The sequence below is a fragment of the Gardnerella swidsinskii genome (genome assembly GCF_003397705.1).
Classification (GTDB): Bacteria; Actinomycetota; Actinomycetes; order Actinomycetales; family Bifidobacteriaceae; genus Bifidobacterium; species Bifidobacterium swidsinskii.
Genome location: NZ_QJVB01000003.1, coordinates 155,419 through 180,776, shown reverse-complemented (window position 1 = coordinate 180,776; position 25,358 = coordinate 155,419). Strand labels below are relative to the sequence as shown.

Genomic DNA, 25,358 nt, shown 5'->3' with positions numbered 1-25,358 from the left:
TTTATACATATTTTATTAATTATTTTTGCTCATATTAACCAGTATGCTTCATATAAATTTAATTAGAATATTTGCGTAAACTTATTAAAATTTTCTTTAAAATATCAAATAATATTCAACACAACCAGATGTCATAAATCTCACTGCAGCATGCTATAATTACACGCTATATGTGTCCATTGAATATTGATTTATTTGATGACAAAAGAAATGATATTGCCACAACCTAAAAGGTTACTCATTATTGAGAAAGAAGGTACGATGACAACTTCACGGTATCCTGAAGGCATGCGGTACCAACCAGGCGAAGATTGGAACTCAACTCCTCATCATAGTCTTGGTTATAGAATGATTAACCGCACGCGCAAGATACTGTGCATGTTTGTTATTTCAGTACTTACATTCTTTTCAACAATCATAGCTGCAGTGTGGTTAGATTTTTCTTCTGCTGTAAGTAACAGAGTCATAAACGTTATATCTAAAGATCCAGAAGCTAATCAAACACTTGATATTAACGCAGGCAAACCAGTAACTTTTCTTGTTTTAGGTCAAGATTCTCGAGATGGGAATAATCAGAGCTTTACACATGACGGCGAAACTGGTGATCATCAGTCAGATACTACTATGGTAGTTCAAATTAGCGCAGATAGATCATACATGAATATCGTTTCTATTCCACGAGATTCTATGGTAAACGCACCAGCATGCGACACTACAAAAGGACATATTCCTGCAAGAAAACATGTGATGTTTAATTCAATTTTCGCCTTAGGATATGCGCAAGGTGGAGATTTAGCTTCAGCAGCATCATGCTCGTTAAAAGCTGTTAATTCACTTACCGGTTTAAATATTCATCATTTTATAGTCGCTGATTTCAGTGGATTAAGCAATATGATTGATGCAGTTGGTGGAGTATCTGTGTGCATCCCAACAGCAACTCGCGATGCCTATACGGGCGTGAATTTCAAACAAGGAATGCAGCATCTTAATGGTCGACTTGCTACTCAATACGCTAGAATGCGCCACGATACAGCAAGCGATGGCTCTGACATAATGCGAACAACAAGACAGCAATACTTGATTAAACAGCTTTTACATCAAGCACTATCTAAAAACTTATTTACTCAGACAAGTGAGCTTTACCAGCTTGCAAAAGCATCGTTGGGAGCATTGAATATAAGTGAAGGTTTGGCCAATCCTACCACTTTGGTCGGTTTGGCATTAAGCATGCGTAAATTAGATTCTTCACATATTTATGCTCGTACTACTCCTGTTATTCCAGATCCTTATGATCCAAATCGTGTTGTGTGGTCTGATGAAGCAAACAATATTTGGGATTTGATGCGTGAAAATAAACCGCTATCGCTAAATCATAAAACTAACGGCACTAACAAAAAGAATGCCAATAATTCGTCTAAGAATACGAATAATCAAGACAATGAAGATACGGATGACGATAACAATATAAACGAAAACGACAAGCTTAATAAAACTACAGATCCAAAGAAGATGGGACGTGTTGATCCAAAAACAGGATTAATAAAAAATTCTCAAGGACAACTTATTGATCCAAATACTGGAGGAATTGTAAATCCTGAAAATGGAACTATTCACAATCCACAAACAGGACAATACGTTGGCTTTGCAGACAAGTATGCAAACAATGTACTTTGCGCTGTGCCTAGAAAAAAATAAACACTTAAGCAAGATGTAATCTATGAATATATAATGTACGAACATAAAATTTATATATTATGTATTCATAGTCATTGAAGATACATGCTTATTTTGGAGGATGAATGAATTCGAGATTGTATGAGGACCCTTCTGAAGATAATATAAACCCACCTATCTTCACTCCTTCTCATAATAACGATTCATCTAACTCAAACGTGCCTCCTAGTTTCACTCCAAAACGCGTAAAAAGAGGCAAAATAGAGTCTAATGCGCTTCCATCACAAGCGCCTTCTTTTGCGCCTACAACTCAAAGAACAAGAATCTTAAAAAGTCCAGAACAATGTTCTTCTAGACCTGTTTCTTACACATCGCAATTGCAACCAAGACCAGCACCGCGCACAAGTTCTATTTCACAAATGCGTATTCCAACAACTATAAATAAAGCAGTTGGAAGTACAGCAAAAATACTACCGCACAAACCGCACAGAATTTTACATGCATTTATTGCATTTTTTGTTGTTCTGGCAATAGGTGTAACTGGTTTTGGGGTATATTCATGGAACTGGGTTGACTCAAGAATTAACCGCACTACTTGGCTTACTAGTACTCCTAGCACTCAAGGCAAAGCATGGCTTATTCTTGGCTCTGATCAACGAGAAGGCGAAGAAGCTAAAGAGATAACAGGATTTAGAACAGATACTATTCTTGTATTGACAAAGCCGAGCAATGGTCACAGCTCTCTAATTTCTATTCCTCGAGATTCTCTTGTTTCTTTAAATGGCGAACAAGTAAAAATTAATAGCGTTGCGCAAGCAGCTGGGAATAAAGCATTAACAGCAGCAATAGAAAAAATTACAGGTCATCGCATTGACCATGTTGCAGAAATACGTTTTGGCGGTCTTACTAATGTTGTTAACGCTATAGATGGCATTGATTTATGCTACAACCGTACAGTAAGCGATAAGTTTAGCGGGTTAAATTGGACTTCTGGATGCCATCACGTTGATGGGAATACAGCGTTAGCATTTTCGCGAATGCGATACGCAGATCCAGAATCTGATTTTGGACGAGCTGCACGCCAACGAATGGTTATTGCAGCTATTATGAAAAAAGCTTTAGATCACAATACCTTATTGAATTTTGGAAAAGTAAAAAAGCTTGCTGAAACGGGACTTGCTTCAGTTATTTTTGATGAGAAAACCAATCCAGGAACATTATGGGAAATGGCTCAAGCATTCAAAGAAGCAACTGGACCGTCAGGCATATCTGGAACAGTATATTGGACGAATCCTGACTATCAAGTTCCAGGAGTTGGTTCATCTGTGCTTCTCGATGATGCTAAAAACTTAGATTTATTCAACCAACTTGCATCAGGAACTCATAAACCTGGATCAGTTGGAACTCTTGCAGAGCAACAATAATTTCGAAGTATTGTTGTGTAAACAACACTTCAATTAGATACCACAACTTAGAAAGCACTAAACTCGTATCTTTTAACCACAATCTTGCATAAGTATTGCACAAAAATCAAAAATATTGTCTCATACATTTATGGGCAACAAATCTAATACAGGAATGTCTACAACTAAAGTACTTATGCATGTACAGATGACAGCGAGTATAGTTCCCATATTCGCTCACGTAGCATTGGCTATAATGGCATGGATGCAAGATAATTGGATGATGCTAACCATGATTATTCCAAGCATTATGATGTACATAGCAAGTCTTATTCCACAAATTTTTCAATACATATCTGAGAAAAATTCTGTTCAAAATGTTCAACAAAATCAGCAAATTCAATTATTAAACACTACGCAATCGTCAAATAACGTAACTTATAATCAACAAACTGTAGAAAGTTTGCCAGATACTATTACACCAGTAAGTTTAGAAACATTACTTATGAGAAGAAATGCAATTTCTAATACGCAACATCACTGGAAAGAAGTATTGCAAACATGGCTAAAAAATGCAGGAACATACGACATAAAAAACAAATCCAATAGTATGAAGGAAAATCTAAATACAAATATTTATAACTACTTGCCTAATTCAAAAACTAAACACCTTATAACTCCACTTGGAATAAGTAATAATGGCTACTGCTATTTAGATTTAATTAACAATGGGCCACATGCTTTAGTTGCTGGAACAACTGGTTCTGGTAAATCAGTACTTCTTACGACTTGGTGTTTAGCTTTGGCTTTTCAATACGGTCCGCAGCAGCTACGGTTTGTTTTTATGGATTTTAAAGGAGGAGCAACTTTTGACATACTATCTAAACTCCCACATGCTATGGGAAATGTGGGAGATTTAAATCTTAAACACGCAATACGCGCTCTAAAAGGTCTCGAACTAGAACTAAATAGACGAGAAAGACTAGTAGCTCATCATGGATGTAATAATATTGCACAAGTAACCCCAGCTGAACCTTCATTGCTTATTGTTATTGACGAATTTCATGCTCTAAAAGATCAACTTCCCGACTACATGCCTCGTCTTATACGAATTGCATCAGTAGGCAGATCTTTGGGAATGCATATTATTGCTGGAACTCAAAATCCACTCGCACAAGTAAGCGCAGATATGAAAGCTAATATTTCTATTAATATTTGCTTGAGAGTTAGAGACGGAATGCAATCGCAAGAATTATTAGGAACAGCGCATGCAGCTAGAATAAGCCCAAATACGCCAGGAGCCGCATATTACAATATTGGAGAAGGAGTAGAAGCTTTGCGATGTGCTCAAAGCAGCAATCCCGCACATTTAGTACGAGCAATACAGTTAGCTGGTAGATTCTGCCATCATGATCATTCTCCAGAATTATTTAGCAAACCATTGCCGTCGATTCTTTCAGCAAAACAACTTGCAGAGTATTCAAATAATTACAAATACAAAAATTCGGAGCAAAAAATATCTCAAAGTTTACGTACTCAAGAATTTTATACGAAGCATATTATTATTGGGTTACAAGACGATACCATACACTTATATCCTGCTCTATTACCAATTCACCTTGGGAATATAGCTGTTATTGGTAGTAGGAAACAAGGCAAAACAACAATATTAAAAATAATTTCTAAAACTTTAAACCTGCCAATATATTCAGGAAAATCACTATATGAACAAAACATTAATAACATTTACAACGAAAATACGCCAATCATTATTGACGATGCAGATGAATTGCTTGATCCGCTAAATACGAGACAAACTGCTATTGCTTTTCAAAAAAGATTAAATAGTAAACAATGCCCAGTTATTATGAGCACTAGCACTTCTCGCTACTTACGTTTACCTGAGCAAGCACCAGTGAGGATAATATTTCCAACAGGAGATGTGGGCACAGATACAATGCTTGGAATACCTTCTGCTTTATCTAAAAGTTTTGATATTGAAGACTATCAACTTCCAGGACGATGTGTTTTAATCACTCCAGGATCAGCAAGTTTAACTCAAATAGTGCACCTAGAATAAAATTATCTATAGTGACGCATCTTGATTTTTACGTGCGCGCATTGCTCGACGCTTTAGAGTTCTACGCTCATCCTCGCTTAATCCTCCCCACACACCGTAATCTTGGTTAGTTTCTAATGCGCATTTTAAACACTCTGTTGCAACATCACATGAGCGACATACTGCTTTTGCTTCTTCAAGCTGTTGAACTGCTGTACCAGCACTTCCAAGAGGAAAGAACAGTTCAGGATCTTTGTCACTACATGCTGCTGTTGTGCGCCAATCAAACGAGTTGCTCATGAATTATTATCCTCATTTCTTACCTACAACGGTGAGCTTTAGAAGTTCCCCTGAATGTAAGGAAATCATGAAAAGAAAGTTTTTTCAAGGTATTTTGCATCTTTATTAGCAATTTTAATTGTTCCTGTACTTTTTACACTAAATGTATAACATTTAATGCACGTTGGAAAACAATTTTTACTAAAGCTACTCAATACCAGATACGCGCAATTTAATGTCTAACACTACCCTAGTTCCGCCCTCTCTTCGAGGAGACCAACGAACTGTACCACCAAAATCGTTAGTGACAAATGTGTTTATAATCTGCGTTCCAAGGCCAGAGCCAGATGGTTTAGCCATTCCATGAGAAGACTCACTATCTATACCATCTCCATCATCTTCAACGACAATATTAAGATTGTCTCCGCCCCTACCAACTGCAATACGAATATGACCTTTTTCACGACCTTCAAAACCATGTTCAACTGCATTCGTCACTAGCTCAGTTAAAACAAGAGATAATGGTGTAGCATCCTGAGCTGCTAATCTGCCAAATTTTCCAACAAAATCAATATCAATATTTTGATTCTGAGACGCCAACTCAATTGACATCTTCAACAAACTCGAAATAACTTTGTCAAAATCAACAATTTCGTCAGCAGTTTGGCTCAAGCCTTCATGAACTAGTGCTATAGTTTGCACACGACGTTGAGCTTCCTCAAGTTCTTTTCTAACTTCAATAGATTTTGTCTTACGAGCTTGCAAACGCAAAAGAGCAGAAACAGCCTGTAAATTGTTTTTTACGCGATGATGTATTTCAGAAATAGTGGCATTTTTAGTACGCAATTCTTGTTCGCGCCGCAAAACTTCAGTAACATCACGGCATAACACTACAGCTCCAACACGATTATTTGGACCCCACAGAGGCAAGGAGCGCATGGAAACTATAGAATGGTTCGCTTCAAGTTCACAATCTACATCAGCTTTTCCAGTTAATACAAGAGGTAAACTTTCGGGAACATTATCGTTCGTATGCAACAACCTAGTGCCAAATTCGCTTAAATATTCACCTTGCATAGTGTTTAATCCGCCAAGTCTGCGGAAACAACTAATGGCATTAGGGGAAGCATAACGAACTATTCCATCGTCTTCTAGCACAATAAAACCATCGGATACTCGAGCATTATGTCGTTGATTTAATACAGATTCACGATATGGGAATTGTTCACGAGGAATCATGTCAAATAAAGTCTTACCAGCATTAATACTTTCAGTTTCATAACGACCATTAGATTCACGCGTTGCCAAATTAGTTTCGCGCATAACCAATCCGAGAGTTTTACCCCTATGACGAACTGGAGCATAAACGTAGCATACAGTAGCTCTACCAATAGAACGTAAGGTCGAAGAGTGGAAACTTGTCTCAGATTTCATCGCCTCATTAAGCTCAGGTACTAAAGAATCATCTAATTTTTTACCTAACAAATCATCAGTACGCAAAGTAATAGCTGTTGAAGGACGACATTGTTCAGCAACAACATAATCACCGTCACCATTTTGAATAATCAGCAGCAAATCTGCGAAACTCAAATCTGCAATAACCTGCCAATCGACCACCAAATGGTGAAGCCACTCACGATCACTGTCATTAAAATCAGGACGAGTAGCAAGAATGTTAGAAAAATCAGCCATAATGTAATAATATATCGAACTCACAGAAAATTCTGTGAGGTATGTTGTTGTTTTAAATAAGAAAAGCCGCTCCTCCTCAATTAAAAGAAGAAGCGGTTTAATAATTTATAAATTACTCTTTAAAACTAGAAACCAAACTTAGCAGCAGTTTCGCGCAAAGTTTCAGCAGAACGCTTCAAAGCAGCCAACTCACGATCAGAAACTGGAGTGTTTAGACGAGAGTTTACACCATTGCGATTAAGCAATGTTGGCACAGACATGCACACATCAGAAATGCCGTGGAAGTCATCGAGCAAAGAAGACACTGGAAGAATGCGGTTAGTATCGCGAAGAACAGCCTCAACAATATCTACACCAGACATAGCAATAGCATAGTTTGTTGCACCCTTACCGTTGATAATCTTGTAAGCAGCGTTAACAACTTCCTGATGGATTTCTTCGCGCTTAGCAGCATCAAGTGGCTCATGACCTGGAAGAGCGTTCCAATCGCACATTGGAACACCACCAATGGTTGCAGAAGCCCACAGTGGAACTTCAGAGTCACCGTGTTCGCCAGCAATGTATGCGTGAACGTTCTTAACATTAACGCCAGTGTGCTGAGCAATCAAGAAACGAAGACGAGCGGAATCAAGGTTGGTACCAGAACCAAACATTTGATTTGCTGGAAGACCAGAAAGCTTCATAGAAACGTGCGTAACAACATCAACAGGATTAGTAATCAACATGTAAATTGCGTTAGGAGCAACCTTCACAACGTTCGGAATGATTGACTTCATGATGTTGATAGTGGCACCTGCAAGCTCCAAACGAGTCTGACCTGGCTTCTGGCGAGCGCCAGCAGTAATCACAACCATGTCAGCATCACGGCAAATTTCCACATCGTCAGAACCGGCAATAGAAACTGCAGGATAGAAGCTAGAACCATGCTGCATATCCAAAACTTCAGCTTCAACACGTTCCTTAGCAATATCTTCAAGCACAATCTCACGCGCAACACCACGCTGAGCAGCAGCGAAAGCGAGAGTAGATCCGACCGCGCCGGCACCAATAATTGCAAGCTTAGTTGGCTTAACCTGCGAACTCACCATGAGCAAAAACCTCTTTTCAACAACCTATCACACCCTTATAAGCACACAAAATACCACGATTTATGCATTACTAAGGGCTGCTCTCACATTAAGAGCTTTTGGTATGAACACCTTTACTCTAATCGCACCACCGGAATTTATTATTACAACGCTACTTTCATAAGTTTTGCAGCTAACGATGGTCCAACCCAAGCAATAAGTTCAACCCCCGAATCTACATATTCTGCTTTTTCAACTACACCATTTTCACGAACTTTTGATAATAATCCACCAAACTCGTACGGCAAAGTTACATCTACACGAACACGAGGAGACGGTAACAATTCTTCTAAACGATTGCGCAATATTTGCAAATTTTCGCCACTAAATGCAGAAACAATAACGGCATCAGGATAAAGAGAAGAAAAACGTTCTCGCGCAGCATCACTCATCATGTCTGATTTATTTAATGCCATAATTTGAGGTATATCTCCTACACCAGAAATATTGGCGAGAACTTCGTTTACTGCATTAATTTGCGAAATAGGATCTGGATGCGAACCGTCAACTACATGCAAAATAACATCTGCTTGTCCAACTTCTTCCAAAGTGGATTTAAATGCTTCAACTAGTTGAGTTGGAAGTCTGCGAACAAAACCAACAGTATCTACCAAAGTATAGCTTCTACCATCTTGAGTTTGAGAACGACGTACTGCAGTATCAAGAGTTGCAAACAGTGCATTTTCTACTAATTCTTGTGAACCAGTAAGGCGATTTATAATAGACGACTTGCCAGCATTCGTATATCCAACAACAGCTACAGTTGGAATATCTCGTCGTCTACGAGAACCACGTTTTACATCGCGCGCAGGTGCCATATTCGCAATATCGTGACGAAGTTTAGAAATACGATTGCGAATAGCTCGACGATCCATTTCGATTTTAGTTTCGCCAGGACCTCTAGAACCAATACCAGCATCTCCTGCAGCTCTACCACCAGCCTGCCTAGAAAGAGCAGCACCCCAGCCTCTTAACCTAGGTAGCATATATTGCAATTGAGCAAGCTCAACTTGAGCTTTACCTTCACGGCTTGTAGCGTGCTGAGCAAAAATATCCAAAATAACAGCAGTGCGATCGACAACCTTAACTTTGGTTGCATCTTCTAAAGCTCTACGCTGGCTAGGAGGTAAATCATCATCAACAATAATCGTATCCGCATCATGCTGAGCAACTACTGCTGCAAGCTCACGCGCTTTACCTGAACCAACATAAGTTGCAGCATCCGGCCTATATCTTTGTTGCAACATGCCATCGCAAACAACAGCACCAGCAGTCTGTGCCAACGCTGCAAGCTCACGCAACGATTCTTCAGCTTGAGCAAGAGTTCCTTTTGCGCTAGACCACACTCCTACCAGCACAACGCGCTCAAGACGAAGCTTTCTATACTCAACTTCGGTAACATCTTGTAATTCGCCAAGACCAGCTACTCGCTTTAAAGCATTACGAGATTCACGCTCCTGCCAAACTTCATCATGCTTTTCACTGTCAGAAGTAGTGTCTAGAAGCACATTCGAATGAGCATAAAGCACTGCATTATTGGTGAGATTATGCTCATTCATATTATTAGAATCATTTTCGAGGGAGGAAAAATCGTTTGAATTAAGCACATCATCTCGCCCGGATGCCACATTACTATCCGCCAACTGTCCCTCCTCTATTTCATTGTAAATAGCGTTTTACAACGTTTGTCTTATTATGGTAACTTGAGACGACAATATATGAACACAACATATATGTATGATATGTAAATAAAGATACAATAGAAAAAAGTATATTAATAAATCTAAATTTATAGGCGAAATACGGTATTTTTGAGCGAGATCATGGACAGTCATCAACAATTTAAACAATACGATAAAACCAAATCACCAAAATCAGAAAAAACGCAAAAAATCAGTGGCGAACAATACTTTTCTGCAACACCATCATCTTGCGATGAGCGAAGAACGTTACATGTAACTTTGAGAAATCATGAAACTGTTGTACAAGTTTCAAACGGAGTATTTAGTGCTTCTAAGCTTGATCTAGGCACGTCTGTGCTACTAAAACATGCTCCAAAACCACCGGAAAATGGCAAATTCCTTGATATTGGATGCGGATGGGGGCCTATCAGCATTGCAATGGGCTTAGAATCTCCAGAAGCTGAGATTGTAGCTGTAGATGTAAATGAGCGCGCGCTAGAGCTTACTGAGCTAAACGCAAAAAACGCTGGCTTAAAGCATATTCGCACTTCTTTAGTAGATGACGCTTTAAAAGAAAATAATACTTTGGAATTTAATAATTTTGATCTCATATGGTCCAATCCCCCAATTCGCGTTGGAAAAGAAATGCTGCACGACATTTTGATGACTTGGATTCCGCGTTTAAAAGTAGGAGGAGCAGCTTACTTAGTTGTGCAAAAAAATCTTGGCTCAGACTCACTTATTCCTTGGCTTGCTGAAAATCTTGGCGAAAACTACATAGTTGAAAAATATGCAAGTTCTAAAGGATACCGAATTATAGAAGTAATAAAAACGAAATAATAAAACGTACTAATACTAAAGAAGTACTAAAAAGCAAAAATCTACGAAAAGAAATATACACTATGAAATTCGACTACCCTGCTGAGCTTCCTATTTGCGCAGCACACGACGAAATAATAGAAGCAATTAAGTCTTCACAAGTCGTGATTGTTTCCGGACAGACTGGCTCCGGTAAAACTACGCAAATCCCAAAAATGGTGCTTGAGCTTGGAAGAGGCGGAAGAGGTAAGCAAATCGTGCACACTCAGCCTCGCCGTTTAGCTGCACGCACTGTTGCTGAGCGAATCGCAAACGAAATGGAAGTAAAACTAGGCGAAGAAATCGGCTATCAAGTGCGATTTACCGACGAAAGTTCACCTAAAACAAAGCTTCGAATTGTTACTGACGGTATTTTACTTGCGCAAATTCAGCGAGATCCTCTTCTTACTAAATACGACACGATTATTATTGACGAAGCTCACGAACGCAGTCTTAACATTGACTTTTTGCTAGGATATTTAACGACTTTACTTCCGCAAAGACGCGATTTGAAGCTGATTATTACTTCAGCAACAATAGATTCTGCAAAATTCCGTGAACATTTTGAGCAAGCTTTACACACAAAAGTTCCTGTTATTGAAGTTTCTGGACGCACTTACCCTGTGCGAGTTCTTTATGAACCACTTGGATCCGCTCCTTCACTTATGCAACACGTCCCCGGCTTTGCAGACATAACAATGGATGAGGAAACTGTTGCAGAAAGCCAATCTAACGAAAGCAATCGAGACGATATTACAGATGAAGATATGACATCTGCAGTAACTCGCGCATGTGCTCAATTAGTGATTCATTCAAACCACGAGCAAGGCGCGCGCGACATTATGGTTTTCGCTTCTGGCGAGCGCGATATTCGAGAGTTTGAAGCAGGATTACGCTCATATTTTGGCACTCGAGCAAGTGATATGAAGCGAGCTGATGCTATTGAAATAGTGCCGCTTTTTGCGCGTCTTTCTGCAAAAGATCAGCATCGAGTATTTGAACATCACTCTCATCAACGCATTGTTATTGCTACGAACGTTGCTGAAACTTCGCTTACTGTTCCTGGGATTCGATACGTTGTCGATCCTGGTTTTGCGAGAATTAGCAGATATTCTAAGTCTGCAAAAGTGCAAAGACTTCCTATAGAGCCAATTTCTCAAGCGAGCGCAAATCAGCGTTCTGGGCGATGCGGACGAATCGCGGACGGAATTGCTATTAGACTTTACTCGCGCGAAGATTACGAAACTCGCCCTCGTTTTACCGATCCTGAAATTTTGCGCACTTCTCTTGGTGCAGTAGTTTTGCATATGCTTTCGGTTGGTGTTGCTAAAACTGGCGAAGATATTACGAATTTCGGTTTTATTGACCCTCCTGATATGAAAGCTGTAAGCGATGGCTTTAATGAGCTTAACGAGCTTGGCGCAATAAGTAGAAAAACAGGTTTCATCACTTTAACTCATATTGGCCGCGAGCTTTCTAAATTGCCGATTGACATTCGTTTAGGACGCATGATTATTGAAGCGGCGCGTAAAACAACTCCGAATACTCTTGCAGCTGTGCTGGTAATTGTTGCGTTTTTGAGTTTGCAAGATCCTCGCGAGCGTCCTGAAGAACAGCGTGAAGAAGCGGATAGACTTCATAATCGTTATGCGGATGAAACAAGCGATTTCTTAACTGCTTTAAATATTTGGGATTATATTTTCCAAGCAGACGGAAATATGAGCAATAATGCTCTTCGCAAACTTTGTAAAGCGGAATTCTTCCACTTTTTGCGTTTAAAACAGTGGAAAGATTTAGTTAATCAACTTCAAGACTTGTGTAAAGAGTTGCATTATAAAGTTGGCGAGCCTATTCCATCTAAAAGAGTATCTTTGGAAATTCGTCAGCTTCCTAATAATCAACAGGCTGCTCACAGCTTGTGCTGCTCTTGGGATTCGCAAGGAATACACTCGTCGATGCTTGCAGGATTGCTTTCTATGTTGGGAATGCAAGTAGTGCGTGAACCAAAAGCTTCAGATTTTGCTAATTTGCATGGATCAGCAAAAATTCGAGCTATGAAACGCGCTCAAAAAATGGCTAAAAACGACTATCAAGGCGCACGCGGAGGAAGATTCGCAATATTCCCAGCTTCATCTATTTCGAAAACAACTCCTTCATGGGTTATGTGTACGCAATTAGTTGAAACATCTAGACTTTGGGCAAGATATTGCGCACAAGTCGATCCTGCGTGGGCTGAGCCTCTTGCTAAAAATCTTACTAGAATCACGTATTCTGACGCTCATTGGAGTGCTTCTAAAGGTGCTGCTGTAGCAAAATCTAAAGTATTACTATACGGATTGCCTATTGTTCAAGATCGCACAGTTCAATGGACTAGAGTTAATCCTTACGAAGCTCGAATGATTATGATTCGTCAAGGCTTAGTTGAAGCAGATGTGCAACAGCGTTTTGCACACGATGAGTTTATTTTAAATAATCACAATGTGCTTGAAGATGCAGATAATCAAGCAAATCGCACTCGTCAAATAAGCGAAACTGTAAACGACGAAGATTTATTTACTTTTTACGACACTCGCATTCCTCAAGAAGCAACTACTATTGCAGCTCTTGCAAAATGGTGGAAAGATAACCGCGAAGAAAATCCACACAAGTTAGACTTTAATCCCGATGAAGTTGAACGTTTACAAACTACGCAAAGTACTGATTTAGCTGACTATCCTGACCATTGGGATACAGTTGGTACAGATGGTCAGATTATAAGGTTGCGTTTAAGTTATGTGTATGATCCAGCTAATCCTTTGGACGGCGTAACTGTACATGTGCCGCTTTACGTACTTTCGCGCTTAACTCCTGAAGAATTTACTTGGAATGTTCCAGGTTTATTAGATGAGCTTATTATTGGCATGATTAAATCTTTGCCTAAAGCTCTACGAGTACAGTTTGTTCCAGCTCCTGATACTGCTCAAAAAATTCGCTCTTGGATTGACGAACATTACGACGAGCTTCCTGGGACTGGAGAAACAGAAAGCAATATAAAAAGCGAATGGCAAGATTTTAGAGAAGTTTTCACTAAAGCTGCAATTTGTGTAATTGGAGCGCAAATACATCCTGAAGTTTTCGACGAGGAGCAAATAAGCAGACTCTCACCATACTTGCGCATGACGTTTAGTGTTGAAGAGAGAAAAGCTAACGAAAGTCGCAATAAACCTGCAGGTCGTAACAAGTACTCTAATCGCGTAAAACCTACTATTCTTGGAACCGACAAATCATTAATTGCATTGCAACAGCGTTTTGCAAAAGAAGCACAAGAATCTGCACGAGAAGTTGTAAATTTCAAAGCAAATAAAGCTGCACAAGCTGGAAATGTAATTGAACGAGCAGATTTATTACACAAATCTGGTGCTACAAATCTTTCGCGCGCACAAATGGTTTGGCAAAGTGCATTGAATATGCTGCATTTAGACAATAAGCGTATTACTTCTCGCTGGCTTGGCGCTGAATCTTTAATGCTCGCAGCTGCACCTTATTCAACTTCTAACGCTTTAGCAGAAGACTTGCAAATGGCTGCAGTAAAACGACTAATTGCGGACACAGATAATATTACTGACGACAATTTATTACGCGAAACTGTTGCAAACGTATCTGAAATATACGAGGACACAGTATACGATATAGCGCACGATGTAATCGCAATATTGAAGCGTCAAGCAGAATCAAGTAAAGCTGTTTCTGGCAAGGCTGATTTGCCGTTGCTTTCAGTGTTGCAATCAATCCGCGAACACACTGCAAGTCTTGTATACGGAGGGTTTATTGCCAAAACTCCATCTGATTCTCTGCCTCGTATTGAACGCTACTTGCATGCAGACGTGATTCGTCTTACTAAAGCTAAGGCAGACAAAAACCGTGACGTACGTTGGGCTTGGCAGGCAGATGAAGCACATAAGCTTGTAGTAAAAGCTCAAGAAGACGCTCAGAAAATCCCATCAGGACCAGCACATGACGAGTCACAAATAATCGCTGAGAAATTACGTTGGATGTGCGAAGAATTCTATGTATCTCTTTGGGCGCAAGAATTGGGAACTGCATATCCGATTAGCATACAACGCATGCGAAAGATGATTGGCGGAAGGTGAAAGCTGTTTCGCATATATGCATATATTTTTTCTTAGCGCTTGCAATGTTGTAAACAATATTGCTCATAACGTTGCAAACAAACTTTATTTGCACAGTTGCTAAGCTATTGCCAATTATAATTCTATTGCTTTTGCTTTTACTATTATTTTGGTCTTATTCTTGATCTTCGTTTACTTCAATTGCATTGCTTTCTTTAGTAATAAAGTTTCTGAATGTAAATACGATAATTCCTAATAATGCAACAGCAGCACACATAAGAGATATGTTTGCAAATCCAGACGAAATACCAGAAGCACCCGTTATAGAATTTCCACTCAGCATGTTTTTATCTAATATTCCGTCAAAAATTACTACACCAACAGACGCAGAAACACTAATAGCTAAATCATTCATTCCGCACCCTCTTCCAGATTCTTCAACTGGAAGAGACGAAAGAATTGTTGAGGCCAGTGGAGAATACACCATTCCACAACCTGCATAATAAACGCATGCACATAAAGCTATGGCTAAGAATCCAGAATTTATTAATACTGCAATACCAATCCATCCGCAAAGTATAAACAATATTGCTAATAATAAACCTGTTTTTCTTCCTATACGACTAATTATTAAGCCTGAGCATGAACCGAATATTGCAGCAACAATAAAAGCCCAAACTAAATAAGAAGCTACTTGTGAAGTAGTCATGTTATACAAAGTTTTTCCAACTCTATTGAACAGTGGGCTTATGCAATAATTTGTGAAGTATATTATGCCCATCAAAATTATGCCAGAAAGCCAACGAATATTTTTAAAGAAAGCTGGTGTAACAAACGGCTCTTTAGCTTTACTAATGTAAATACCAAAAATTATAAACAATATAATTGCTGAAATAAGCATCAACAAGTTTCTGTATGAAATGAACAATGTAAGAGATGCAACAGCAAATCCAAAGACTGTAAAACCAACAACATCAATTTTTTTACCATTGCCGTTTTTTGTTGGTAAATAATGCAATAATGCCGGCAATATTAGAATAGTTAATGCTGGAATTAAGAATAAATATTGCCAAGCAATAGAGCTTAACAATCCCGCTGAAAACACTCCAATACATGCAGAAAGCTGGTACGATGCTGTAAATAATCCGAAGAAGATAACTTTCAAATCATTTCGCAAATATTTTGTTGCAATTACTAAGAATGATGAACCTGCTACTTGTTCACCAGTTGTTTGCATAATACGAGCAGCAATAACTGTCCACAAATTTGGCTCAAAACAAGAATTAGCTACAAATCCAAAAACTGAGCCTATAAACAAAGATGTTAATCCAATAGTTACTAGCTTTTTTAATGACACAAAGTCGCCTAAAGAACCGTAAATAAAGCATACAATTCCTAAAATAATGCCAGGTAAACCAGTTATAAGAGGCGCTTGATCAACAGCTTTCACATCTATACCAACTTGTTTATAAACAAGATTGAAACCTTGCAAGCACAACGTGCTGATAATATATGTAATAAGCAGTAGTATTAACGCACGAACAGCAACCTTATCGCGCTTTTCTGGGTCATCATAAGGATCCATAGAAGAACAATCAATTCGTTTAGTTCCAATCATCACCGTCCTACTTCCCTACAACAGCCTAATAATTCCAAATATTTATGCAGAAAACTACTGCAAATAAATCAATCTGCTCTAACAATCTAAAGTTAATCGCAACAAATTCTTCGCGCGTAGCTACTCAATCGGATAATTCTACAGTTTGATAGTTACAATCAACAATAAAAGTTAGGAACAATTTTAAAAAATAATCACAATAATAAAATGATTCGCATATCACTTATAATGTAACAAGCTAAGTAGGAGGAAACATGGTGCAGAGAAGAAAGAAACATGATTCTATTCATGTCAACCTAAATAGTGAACATAATAGTGGTGCTCATCACAATAAAAACAACAGTTCATTAAAGCATAAGTTTTACTCCAATAAAATTTTACGAAACATTATTATTGCTGTCATAGGCATTGCTATTATCATTCCTGTTGTTCAGTGGATACGTTGGGAACAGACTGTTTCTAATCTTCGCAACAAACAAGAACAACTTGTGTCACGCTTCGATTTTAATCCAGGCAATATTATTTCTGATTCTCAATTTTTTGACGATAACGCAATGAGTAAAGACGAAGTACGCAATTTTATACGCAAAAAAGGAGCAAAATGCACTGGTAAAAATTGCTTAAAAAATGCGTACTTTAATACTCACACTATTCCTGCCGATTCACTATGTTCAAAGTATCAAAGTGTAAGCAAAGAATCTTCTGCAGACATAATATACAAATCAGCAAAAGCATGTCATATCAGTCAACGAGTATTACTTACAATGCTGCAAAAAGAACAACATCTTGTAACAGACACTGATCCTAGCGATTTCCAATACGAATCAGCTATGGGATTAGATTGTCCAGATGATTCTCATTGCAACCCACGTTTTGCAGGATTCTTTAAACAAGTAATTGGTTCTGCAAGAAGATATAGATATTATCTTCTTCATAACGATCAATATAACTACCACCCTAACACGATTAACACAATTCAATATTCGCCAAATAAATCATGCGGATCTAGCAATGTTTATATCGAAAATAAGGCTACTGCATTACTTTATATCTATACTCCTTATCAGCCAAATATAGAATCGTTAAAAGCTGGATACGGCGAAGGAAATTCGTGCTCAGCATATGGAAATCGCAATTTTTCATTGATTTATTCTGCATGGTTCGGAGATCCTCGCAAATAATATTCGTTAGATCAATATAGGAATACAATCTCGGTGTATAAGCTTCGAGGTATACTTAAATGCCTAATTTTTGGCACAATTGGTTAAAGATTACAAATTAACTGCTTCTATATTTAACAAAAACAACAAAGACTCACTTATTACAGATTTAATTTTTAATGCGAAAGTTGATGATGATTTTGTTTTAGGCAGAGAATCATGGTGGAAAGAAGTATTAAAAAGTGAGGATTTTGGCTATAACGGTAATTAATTTAAATAATCATTAGAAATAAGCTTCACCAATACAATATCAAAAGATTAGTATTCAGCGCATGAAAAAACTATGTTAGCGTAAAAACTATATTAGTTTAAAAATGCGCGGCATAAGACTACAAAAAAGTGGTCACTATCCACGCAGCCAAAGATGACTGCAAGATAGTGACCACTAACATATTGAGTAAATAATAATTACTCTTTAACCATAAGGCTACGAGCAATGTAAACTACTAAGCCGATAAAGGCTACAATAGCGCCCATCATAAGCAAGTTAGAATAGCCTGCACTTAAGCCTTGGATTCCAGCAAAAGAGAATCCTTTTAGCAAGTTTCCACCAAAGAATCCGCTGAAAATGGAAATACCGATTGATGCTGTAACATTCATAACTAAATCGTTCATACCGCATCCACGACCCGATTCTTCAACAGGCAATGCGCTAAGAACCGTTGAAACGATTGGCGAATACATAAGTCCGCAACCAGCGTAGTAAACGCATGCGCACAAAGTTAGAACAAGGAATCCGCAATTGATGAATACAGCAGCTCCAACCCATCCAAGAATCATAAGAACAGCAGCTGTAATAATACCAGCTTTACGTCCAATGAAACCGATAATTGCTCCAGAGCATGTTCCAAACACTGCTGCCACAACAAATGCCCATACAAGGTAGGAAGAAACTGCCTCAGTGCTCATATGATACAAAACTCCACCAATAACATTGTAAATTGGAGGCATGCAATAGTTAGTAAAGTAGAAGATGAATATTAAGACAATGCCCGAAAGCCAACGCTTATTCTTAAAGAATGCAGGAGTTACAAACGGGTTCTTTGCCTTCATAATATAGCCAGCAAACACAACAAACAGCACGATGGATCCAAGCAACAATCCCCATGCCTTGTACGAGAAGAACAAAGTCAGCAATGCAACAGCAATACCAAACACTGTAAAGCCAAGCTTATCTATCTTCCCACCAATACCATTCTTTGTAGGCAAGCACTTAACAAGAACTGGCAAGAACAGAATAGTAATTGCAGGAATCAAGAACAAATACTGCCAAGCAATAGAGCTAAGAGCACCAGCAGCAAAAACGCCAATAGAAGCAGAAAGCTGATAAGCTGCAGTAAAGAGTCCAAAGAAAATTACCTTAAGATCGTTGCGCAAATACTTAGTTGCAATAACAAGGAAGGAAGAACCTGCTACCTGTTCGCCAGCTGTTTGTAAAATACGCGCAATAATAACAGTCCACAAGTTTGGAGTGAAGAAGAAGTTTGCAATAAAACCAAACAACGATCCAACAAACAGTGTTACAAGTCCGATTGTTATGAGTCTACGAAGCGACACAAAGTCACCCAAAGAACCGTAAATAAAGCACACAATGCCTAAAACAATAATTGGCAAACTCGTAATAAGAGAAGCTTGATTAGGAGCACCAACAGCTTTACCAATCTGATCGAATACCAGATTAAATCCTTGCAAACACAATGTTCCAAGGATAAAGGTTATAAGAAGTAAAATTAGCGAGTAAATCGCCACTTTGTCGCGGGTTTTTGGATCTTCGTATGGGTCTACCGCGCTAGATTTTGCAATCTCAGTCATAATAATCCAATCAATTAATATTTTTAGTTTTTACATTGGTAAATAGGGCACGTCGTATATTGCGGAAAATGTTGCGATTTGCGGCGTGTCGAACAACAAAAAGCGGAGTTAAAACGGAATTAAAAAACGCGTAAAATCCACACTCAGCCAGCGATTTTTGCCAAGCCAGAAATGCGCGTCATAAACTCGTTCAAGAATCGTGGAACATCAACACCAACAGCAACTTGCATTGTTTTAACAGGGTCATTCAAGCGCGTAACATCACCAATTGTGCGTCCACGAGTTGGGCCTTCAACATCTACCTGCATGTTGATTGGTAGAGTTGTAACAAGCGTTGGATCCACAGCTACCGCTACTGCCAAAGGATCATGCAAGCCGCATCCGCCAAGGTGCGGAGCCGTAGTCTCATATGCCTTAATGTAAAAATCGGTCATATCTGCAAGGAACTTGCCAGCCTTTGTGCCAAGGTCACGCCACTGCTTTGTCTCCTTGTAAGTAAGCAAAGTCTGTAATGTAACGTCCAAGCCAACCATTGTTACTGGAGCGCCAGAGCGGAAGAGTACATCTGCAGCATCTGAATCTTGAGATATATTCGCCTCAGTCCAAGCGTTTACGTTTCCATGAATGGTAAGCGCGCCGCCCATAAGAACAATCTTGCCAATCTCATCTTTGATTTCTGGAGCCTTATGCAATGCAGCAGCAATATTTGTCATAGGACCAGTTGGAACATAAATAAGATCCTTGCCATAAGTCTTAACTGCATCAATTATGAAATCAACAGCTGGCTCAGACTCAGCTTCACGCTTTGAATCTGGAATAACAACATCGCCAATACCATTGTCACCGTGAATGAATGCAGAAATAGGCAGAACTTCAAACGAATCTTTCTTGCTCGCATGCGGCAAACCACGATACACTTTAACTTCTGGATGTCCAAATAAATCTGTTATAGCAAGAGCATTACGAACGCCCTGTTCCATTAAAACGTTGCCATACGTACCAGTAATACCGATCAGCTCAACCTCAGGGCTACCAAGAGCATAAGAAATTGCTAAGGTATCATCAACACCAGTATCCAAATCAAGAATAAGCTTCTTCATGTGAACTACCTTTCTGATTACAAACTCGCTACATCAACAGTGATGCAGTAAGCCATTCTGTTTATTTCTAAGTTGCAACAAACTAGTAGGCGTCAACCTCATCGTTTTATGCTTCACAACTCAAGAATTCTATCTCTCTATAATTCAAAATCAACCCTTATAAACATATGTTTAGATTATATTTTTGCGGCAAAATAAAACGCAATTATTCGCTAAGCTTTTAGCTTGTTTTAATTTAGATTACAACACGAAATAAATCAGTGGTTTATGCCTCGAGATACACTTAAATGCCTAAAAATTGGCTTTGATTTGGCTGCAGATTCTACGAAGAATGGAAGCGTATGTCTACCTATTCCTCACAACTTAGCGAAGAACAACAAGCTGTTGACCGAGCTTATAGCCGTCTAGATGATTTGCGTAATACTATTCGCGCGCGCTTAGACGCTGTGCGCGCGTCAGGTTCGCACGGTTCACCAACACAGCGCACAGAGCGCGACTCATTCGCAATCATGTACGAAGATCGTCTTACACAATTACGAGCTGTTGAAGATCGTCTTGTTTTTGGAAGACTTGATAACACAGAAGGCATTAGGCGATACATTGGTCGCATTGGTTTGCTTAGCGAAAACCATGATCCTATTCTTACAGATTGGCGCGCTGAAGCTGCACGACCTTTTTATGAGGCAACCCCTTCGCATCATGGCGATATTGTTATGCGTCGTCATATTACACTCCGTTTCAGAGACGTTATTGGTGTTGAAGATGAAGTACTTGACATACATTCTGATGAAATAGGAAAAGCTTCACAACAAGGTACTCTTACTGGTGAAGGAGCACTGCTCGCATCTTTAGGTTCTCGCAGAACCGGCAAAATGACTGATATTGTTGCCACTATTCAAGCAGAACAAGATCGAATTATTCGCGCTCCTCTTGATCACACTATTGTTGTACAGGGAGGTCCTGGCACAGGAAAAACAGCTGTTGCTTTGCACAGAGCAGCCTATTTGTTATACACTCACAGGCGCAAACTTGAGCGTTCAGGAGTTCTTATTGTTGGTCCAAGTTCGGCATTCTTGCGTTATATTGATCAAGTACTCCCTTCTCTTGGTGAAACAGGTGTAGTAAGTAGAACTATTTCCGACTTAATTCCTGGAATTTGTGCTACAGATGAAGATTCTCCATACGCAGCAAAATTAAAAGGAATGTATCGTATGCGAACAGTTATTGCGAATGCAATTGCCGCTCGTATTCGTGTTCCTAAAAATCTTCCAACAATTCATGTTGGAGGATTTAGTATTCCTCTTCTAAAAGAAGATATTGAGATAGCTCAATCAGATGCTCAACGGACTCACCAGCCGCATAACCAGGCACGAAATACTTTTATAAAAACCGTGCTCAGCATATTGAAAAATCGTTATTTGGAAAAACTTGATTATGTTCCAGATCAAGCTGAATTAAACGATATAACTTCTCAACTTCGTCTTGACGATAAACTGCGCATTACTTTAAATCTTGCATGGTTACCTATGACTGGAGAATGGCTCATTGACCAACTTTTTGCTAAACCTGACAAATTACGCACATACGCACCCTGGTTGAGCGACGAAGACATTAACTCACTTACTAGACCAAAGGGCAGCCCGCTTACTCGTTCTGATATTCCATTACTTGATGAAGCTATGGAATTGCTCGGTCCTGATCCAAAACTTGACGCTCAAAGATCTGCAGCACAAGCAAAAAAACTTGAAGAACAACAATTTGCAGCTGACACTTTAGCACAAGCTGGTATTGGAAATGGCATAGTAACTGCTGATATGCTTCTTAATAATCTGCAAGGCGACGATGCAGGAATGCTTGCCCGTAAAGCAGCTTCTGACCGCGAGTGGACATATGGTCACGTAGTTGTCGATGAAGCTCAAGAGCTTACAGCAATGGATTGGAGAATGCTTATTCGTCGTTGTCCTTCACACTCCTTTACTATTGTTGGCGATGTTGCACAAACTTCTGCGCTCGGAGGAACTCACAGATGGCAGAAGAATATGAATTCTCTATTTGGAGAACCAAATTGGGATCTTTACGAGTTAACAATTAATTATCGAAATCCTAGTGAAGTTTCTGAAGCAGCAAGCAAAGTTGCAACAGATTCAGGATTATACATTTCTACTGTTCATGCAGTTCGCTCAGTACCTGATTCACTCGTATCACAAACGGTTGAATCACAAGATGAACTCGATACTGCACTTGCAGAATCTTGTACAAAACTATTCGAAAAATTTGTCTCTGATGATGGTAGTGGTCGTATTGCAATCATTACTCCTAACAGTATAGTTAGCCATGCTAAAAAGGTTGTAAATCAAGCATTAGAACATGCATTACCTGAAAAATTATGGAATCAGTTAAACAAACAAAATGCCGATGATTGCCAATGCAGCGTTTGCACAGCTGAGGAAGTAAAAGGTCTTGAATATGACGCTGTCATAGTGTTGCAACCTTCTCAAATTGAGCAGGAAGCAGCATCTAGACTAACTGCTGCAGCCAATCTATATGTTGCAATGACTAGACCAACTCAAAAATTGCATATAATACGCACTGCAGATGACGCAAATTTTGAGAAATAGAACTCAAAATAATGCAAAAGCGCAGGGAATAGATATTTCTGTAACAATAATCGATAAAATTATTATTTTTCTGTTTTACTGCGCTTTAAATCTTCAATGGCATGTTCAAAATCTTCAAGACCTGCGAAGTTTTGGTACACACTTGCAAAACGAAGATATGCAACTTCATCTAATTCACGCAATGGCTTAAGAATAGCTTTGCCAACTTCTTCAGATGTAACTTGCGCTAAACCTCGTGCTCGCAAATCAGCTTCTACTCGCATACCAATTGTTTTTAACGCTTCAGCATTAATGGGACGTCCTTGACATGCTTTGCTAACACCGGCAACAACTTTTGCCCGATCAAAAGGTTCAATAGAGCCTGAACGCTTCATTACAAGCAACTGAGTTGTTTCCACCGTAGTAAATCGATTACCACAAACTTGGCATTCACGTCTACGGCGAATAGAGTAACCATCTTCACTGATACGAGTATCTATAACTTTCGTATCAGAATTCTTACAAAAAGGACAATGCATATATTCAGCATACTAAAAAATAGCGAAAAACTACATAATATTATTCACTTTATTCAAATATTTCCGAATATTATACGATTTTATTGTCCATAATCCGAAATACTCCATAAAACACACTGAATATTACATCATCATTTTCAGTAAAACTTAGCTCATCAGTTTCAATCTCAAATATAGTAATATTTTCCCTTCTCATATTTCCCCCATTTTCATACTATTTGTACTCAATCAACTATTGAGCATCATTTAATGGAACATTAATAGACTGTCCGATAACCAAATCTTCAGAAGAAAGATGATTTAAAGCCATTAAACGCTCTACATTATCTGATATATCACCGTTTTTAGGAGTAATAGTAGCAGCATAATTCCATAACGTATCTCCAGGACGAACTGTATATGTAACAACTCTTTCAGGTATTGCAGAAACAGCAGTCTTTGGCATAAACAATGTACAGAATGTTATTGCTGTCATCAAAAGTACAGTTACACGAAAAACTCTAGTTTTGCGCGCATGCTTATTAGAAACGCAGCGTTTACGAATCAAATAAGTATTTTCTTGCATACCTACTCTAACTTCCCTGCCACTTCTAATTAATGACGTACTCATAATTATCCTTTCTCCTTCCTTAATCGACTGAACATTTGTTCTATCGAACAGATGTATTAATAATGACACATTTGTTCGATAGTTGCAACGGCGTGTCGAACAGATGTTTGATTTTTTTAAGAAAGTGCGTTAAAATAGTAAAAGCGAAAGGAGCACCATGAATAATGATGGCACAAATAACGATAACAATGGCATTAATGCTAGTGATATTAGCGCAATGTCACTTACTGACCGCCAACGCAATATTATCAATGCCATCCAAAACAATATAAAAATTCATGGATTCCCTCCTTCTTTCCGCGAAATCGGAGAAGCGGTTGGACTTAGAAGCCCATCTTCTGTGAAACATCAATTGCGAACACTTGAAGATAAAGGGATTTTGCGAATTAATGCAAATAAAGGTCGCGCTATTGAAATTCTTGATAATTCAATTGTTGAAAACAATTCAAATAACAAAATTAATAAAAATTCTTCAAGAGTTGCCAATATTAGCGCATACGAATCTGATTCTGTTATAAATTCTAGAGATGTTCCTCTAGTGGGAAGAATCGCAGCAGGAGCTCCAATAACAGCAGAACAGCATATTGAAGATGTAATGCGATTGCCAGAACGTCTTACAGGTACAGGAAATCTTTTTATGCTTGAAGTACACGGCGATTCGATGATTGACGCCGCTATTTGCGATGGCGATTATGTAGTAGTTAGAGAGCAGCATGAGGCTGTAAATGGAGACATTGTTGCAGCACTGTTAGATAACGAAGCGACTGTTAAAACTTTCAGAAATGACCACGGTCACGTATGGCTTATTCCACATAATCCGGCTTACTCTCCTATTGACGGATCACACGCAACTATTATGGGAAAAGTTGTTACAGTTTTGCGAAAAATATAATAGAACTTACCCACCAACCCCTCAAAAAATATTCTCCCCACTTATTTCAAAATATGGACTAAGTGGGGAGAATAATATTTATAAAAT

Annotated in this window: 18 protein-coding genes; 9 read left to right on the top strand and 9 right to left on the bottom strand. The window is 38.8% G+C overall.

The genetic code is table 11. From position 1 onward, the window contains the following. The first annotated feature begins 261 nt into the window (after positions 1 to 261). The 3 genes from D0T18_RS04770 (at position 262) to D0T18_RS04760 (ending at position 5,157) form a co-directional block, all read left to right on the top strand. Entirely contained in the window at positions 262 to 1,695 is a 1,434-nt protein-coding gene (locus D0T18_RS04770) for an LCP family protein (protein ID WP_041160486.1), read from the top strand. A gap of 104 nt (positions 1,696 to 1,799) precedes the next feature. Next, on the top strand, positions 1,800 to 3,098 hold the full coding sequence (locus D0T18_RS04765; protein ID WP_012914040.1) for an LCP family protein: 1,299 nt from the start codon (positions 1,800 to 1,802) through the stop codon (positions 3,096 to 3,098). A 235-nt stretch (positions 3,099 to 3,333) separates the two neighbouring features. Further along, positions 3,334 to 5,157, top strand: coding sequence for an FtsK/SpoIIIE domain-containing protein (locus D0T18_RS04760; protein WP_076002780.1), 1,824 nt, complete (start codon positions 3,334 to 3,336; stop codon positions 5,155 to 5,157). 6 nt (positions 5,158 to 5,163) lie between these two features. Here D0T18_RS04760 and D0T18_RS04755 read toward each other — a convergent pair whose 3' ends face one another. From D0T18_RS04755 to hflX, 4 genes are all read right to left on the bottom strand, one after another. Next, complete coding sequence (locus tag D0T18_RS04755) at positions 5,164 to 5,436, bottom strand: WhiB family transcriptional regulator (RefSeq protein WP_004110789.1); 273 nt, start codon at positions 5,434 to 5,436, stop codon at positions 5,164 to 5,166. A 186-nt stretch (positions 5,437 to 5,622) separates the two neighbouring features. Beyond that, complete coding sequence (locus D0T18_RS04750) at positions 5,623 to 7,107, bottom strand: sensor histidine kinase (protein ID WP_004110792.1); 1,485 nt, start codon at positions 7,105 to 7,107, stop codon at positions 5,623 to 5,625. A gap of 125 nt (positions 7,108 to 7,232) precedes the next feature. Continuing rightward, positions 7,233 to 8,195, bottom strand: coding sequence for an L-lactate dehydrogenase (locus D0T18_RS04745; RefSeq protein WP_004107125.1), 963 nt, complete (start codon positions 8,193 to 8,195; stop codon positions 7,233 to 7,235). 143 nt (positions 8,196 to 8,338) lie between these two features. Then, a complete protein-coding gene (gene hflX / locus D0T18_RS04740) occupies positions 8,339 to 9,793 on the bottom strand; it encodes a GTPase HflX (RefSeq protein ID WP_116440638.1) in 1,455 nt (484 codons plus the stop codon). 264 nt (positions 9,794 to 10,057) lie between these two features. Between hflX and D0T18_RS04735 the strand changes: the two genes are divergently transcribed. Continuing rightward, positions 10,058 to 10,756, top strand: a complete 699-nt coding sequence (locus D0T18_RS04735) for a class I SAM-dependent methyltransferase (protein ID WP_004110795.1) — start codon at positions 10,058 to 10,060, stop codon at positions 10,754 to 10,756. Between the two features lie 62 nt (positions 10,757 to 10,818). Further along, the gene (gene hrpA, locus D0T18_RS04730; RefSeq protein WP_116440588.1) at positions 10,819 to 14,904 is read left to right on the top strand and encodes an ATP-dependent RNA helicase HrpA; all 4,086 of its coding nucleotides are present in this window, start codon (positions 10,819 to 10,821) and stop codon (positions 14,902 to 14,904) included. Between the two features lie 154 nt (positions 14,905 to 15,058). Here the strand turns inward: hrpA and D0T18_RS04725 are convergent, their stop codons facing one another. Further along, positions 15,059 to 16,501 (bottom strand): MFS transporter, encoded by a 1,443-nt coding sequence (locus D0T18_RS04725; RefSeq protein ID WP_162861141.1) that lies wholly within the window; start codon positions 16,499 to 16,501, stop codon positions 15,059 to 15,061. Between the two features lie 254 nt (positions 16,502 to 16,755). Here D0T18_RS04725 and D0T18_RS04720 point away from each other — a divergent pair, with 254 nt between their 5' ends. Continuing rightward, entirely contained in the window at positions 16,756 to 17,682 is a 927-nt protein-coding gene (locus D0T18_RS04720) for a hypothetical protein (RefSeq protein ID WP_004110800.1), read from the top strand. A gap of 70 nt (positions 17,683 to 17,752) precedes the next feature. Next, positions 17,753 to 17,932, top strand: a complete 180-nt coding sequence (locus D0T18_RS06965; RefSeq protein WP_041160484.1) for a GIY-YIG nuclease family protein — start codon at positions 17,753 to 17,755, stop codon at positions 17,930 to 17,932. 197 nt (positions 17,933 to 18,129) lie between these two features. On the opposite strand, the gene D0T18_RS04710 is transcribed toward D0T18_RS06965, so the two are convergent. Beyond that, entirely contained in the window at positions 18,130 to 19,533 is a 1,404-nt protein-coding gene (locus D0T18_RS04710; protein WP_116440586.1) for an MFS transporter, read from the bottom strand. A 143-nt stretch (positions 19,534 to 19,676) separates the two neighbouring features. Then, positions 19,677 to 20,633, bottom strand: coding sequence for a nucleoside hydrolase (locus D0T18_RS04705; RefSeq protein ID WP_116440585.1), 957 nt, complete (start codon positions 20,631 to 20,633; stop codon positions 19,677 to 19,679). A gap of 341 nt (positions 20,634 to 20,974) precedes the next feature. Between D0T18_RS04705 and D0T18_RS04700 the strand changes: the two genes are divergently transcribed. Continuing rightward, positions 20,975 to 23,251: a HelD family protein gene (locus tag D0T18_RS04700; RefSeq protein ID WP_116440584.1), complete on the top strand. Its 2,277-nt coding sequence runs from the start codon at positions 20,975 to 20,977 to the stop codon at positions 23,249 to 23,251. Positions 23,252 to 23,313: 62 nt separating this feature from the next. Here D0T18_RS04700 and nrdR read toward each other — a convergent pair whose 3' ends face one another. Beyond that, complete coding sequence (gene nrdR / locus D0T18_RS04695; RefSeq protein WP_012914031.1) at positions 23,314 to 23,769, bottom strand: transcriptional regulator NrdR; 456 nt, start codon at positions 23,767 to 23,769, stop codon at positions 23,314 to 23,316. A gap of 232 nt (positions 23,770 to 24,001) precedes the next feature. After that, positions 24,002 to 24,379, bottom strand: a complete 378-nt coding sequence (locus D0T18_RS04690; RefSeq protein ID WP_012914030.1) for a LysM peptidoglycan-binding domain-containing protein — start codon at positions 24,377 to 24,379, stop codon at positions 24,002 to 24,004. A gap of 217 nt (positions 24,380 to 24,596) precedes the next feature. Here D0T18_RS04690 and lexA point away from each other — a divergent pair, with 217 nt between their 5' ends. Continuing rightward, a complete protein-coding gene (gene lexA, locus D0T18_RS04685) occupies positions 24,597 to 25,271 on the top strand; it encodes a transcriptional repressor LexA (protein ID WP_100066613.1) in 675 nt (224 codons plus the stop codon). The last annotated feature ends 87 nt before the right edge of the window (positions 25,272 to 25,358 follow it).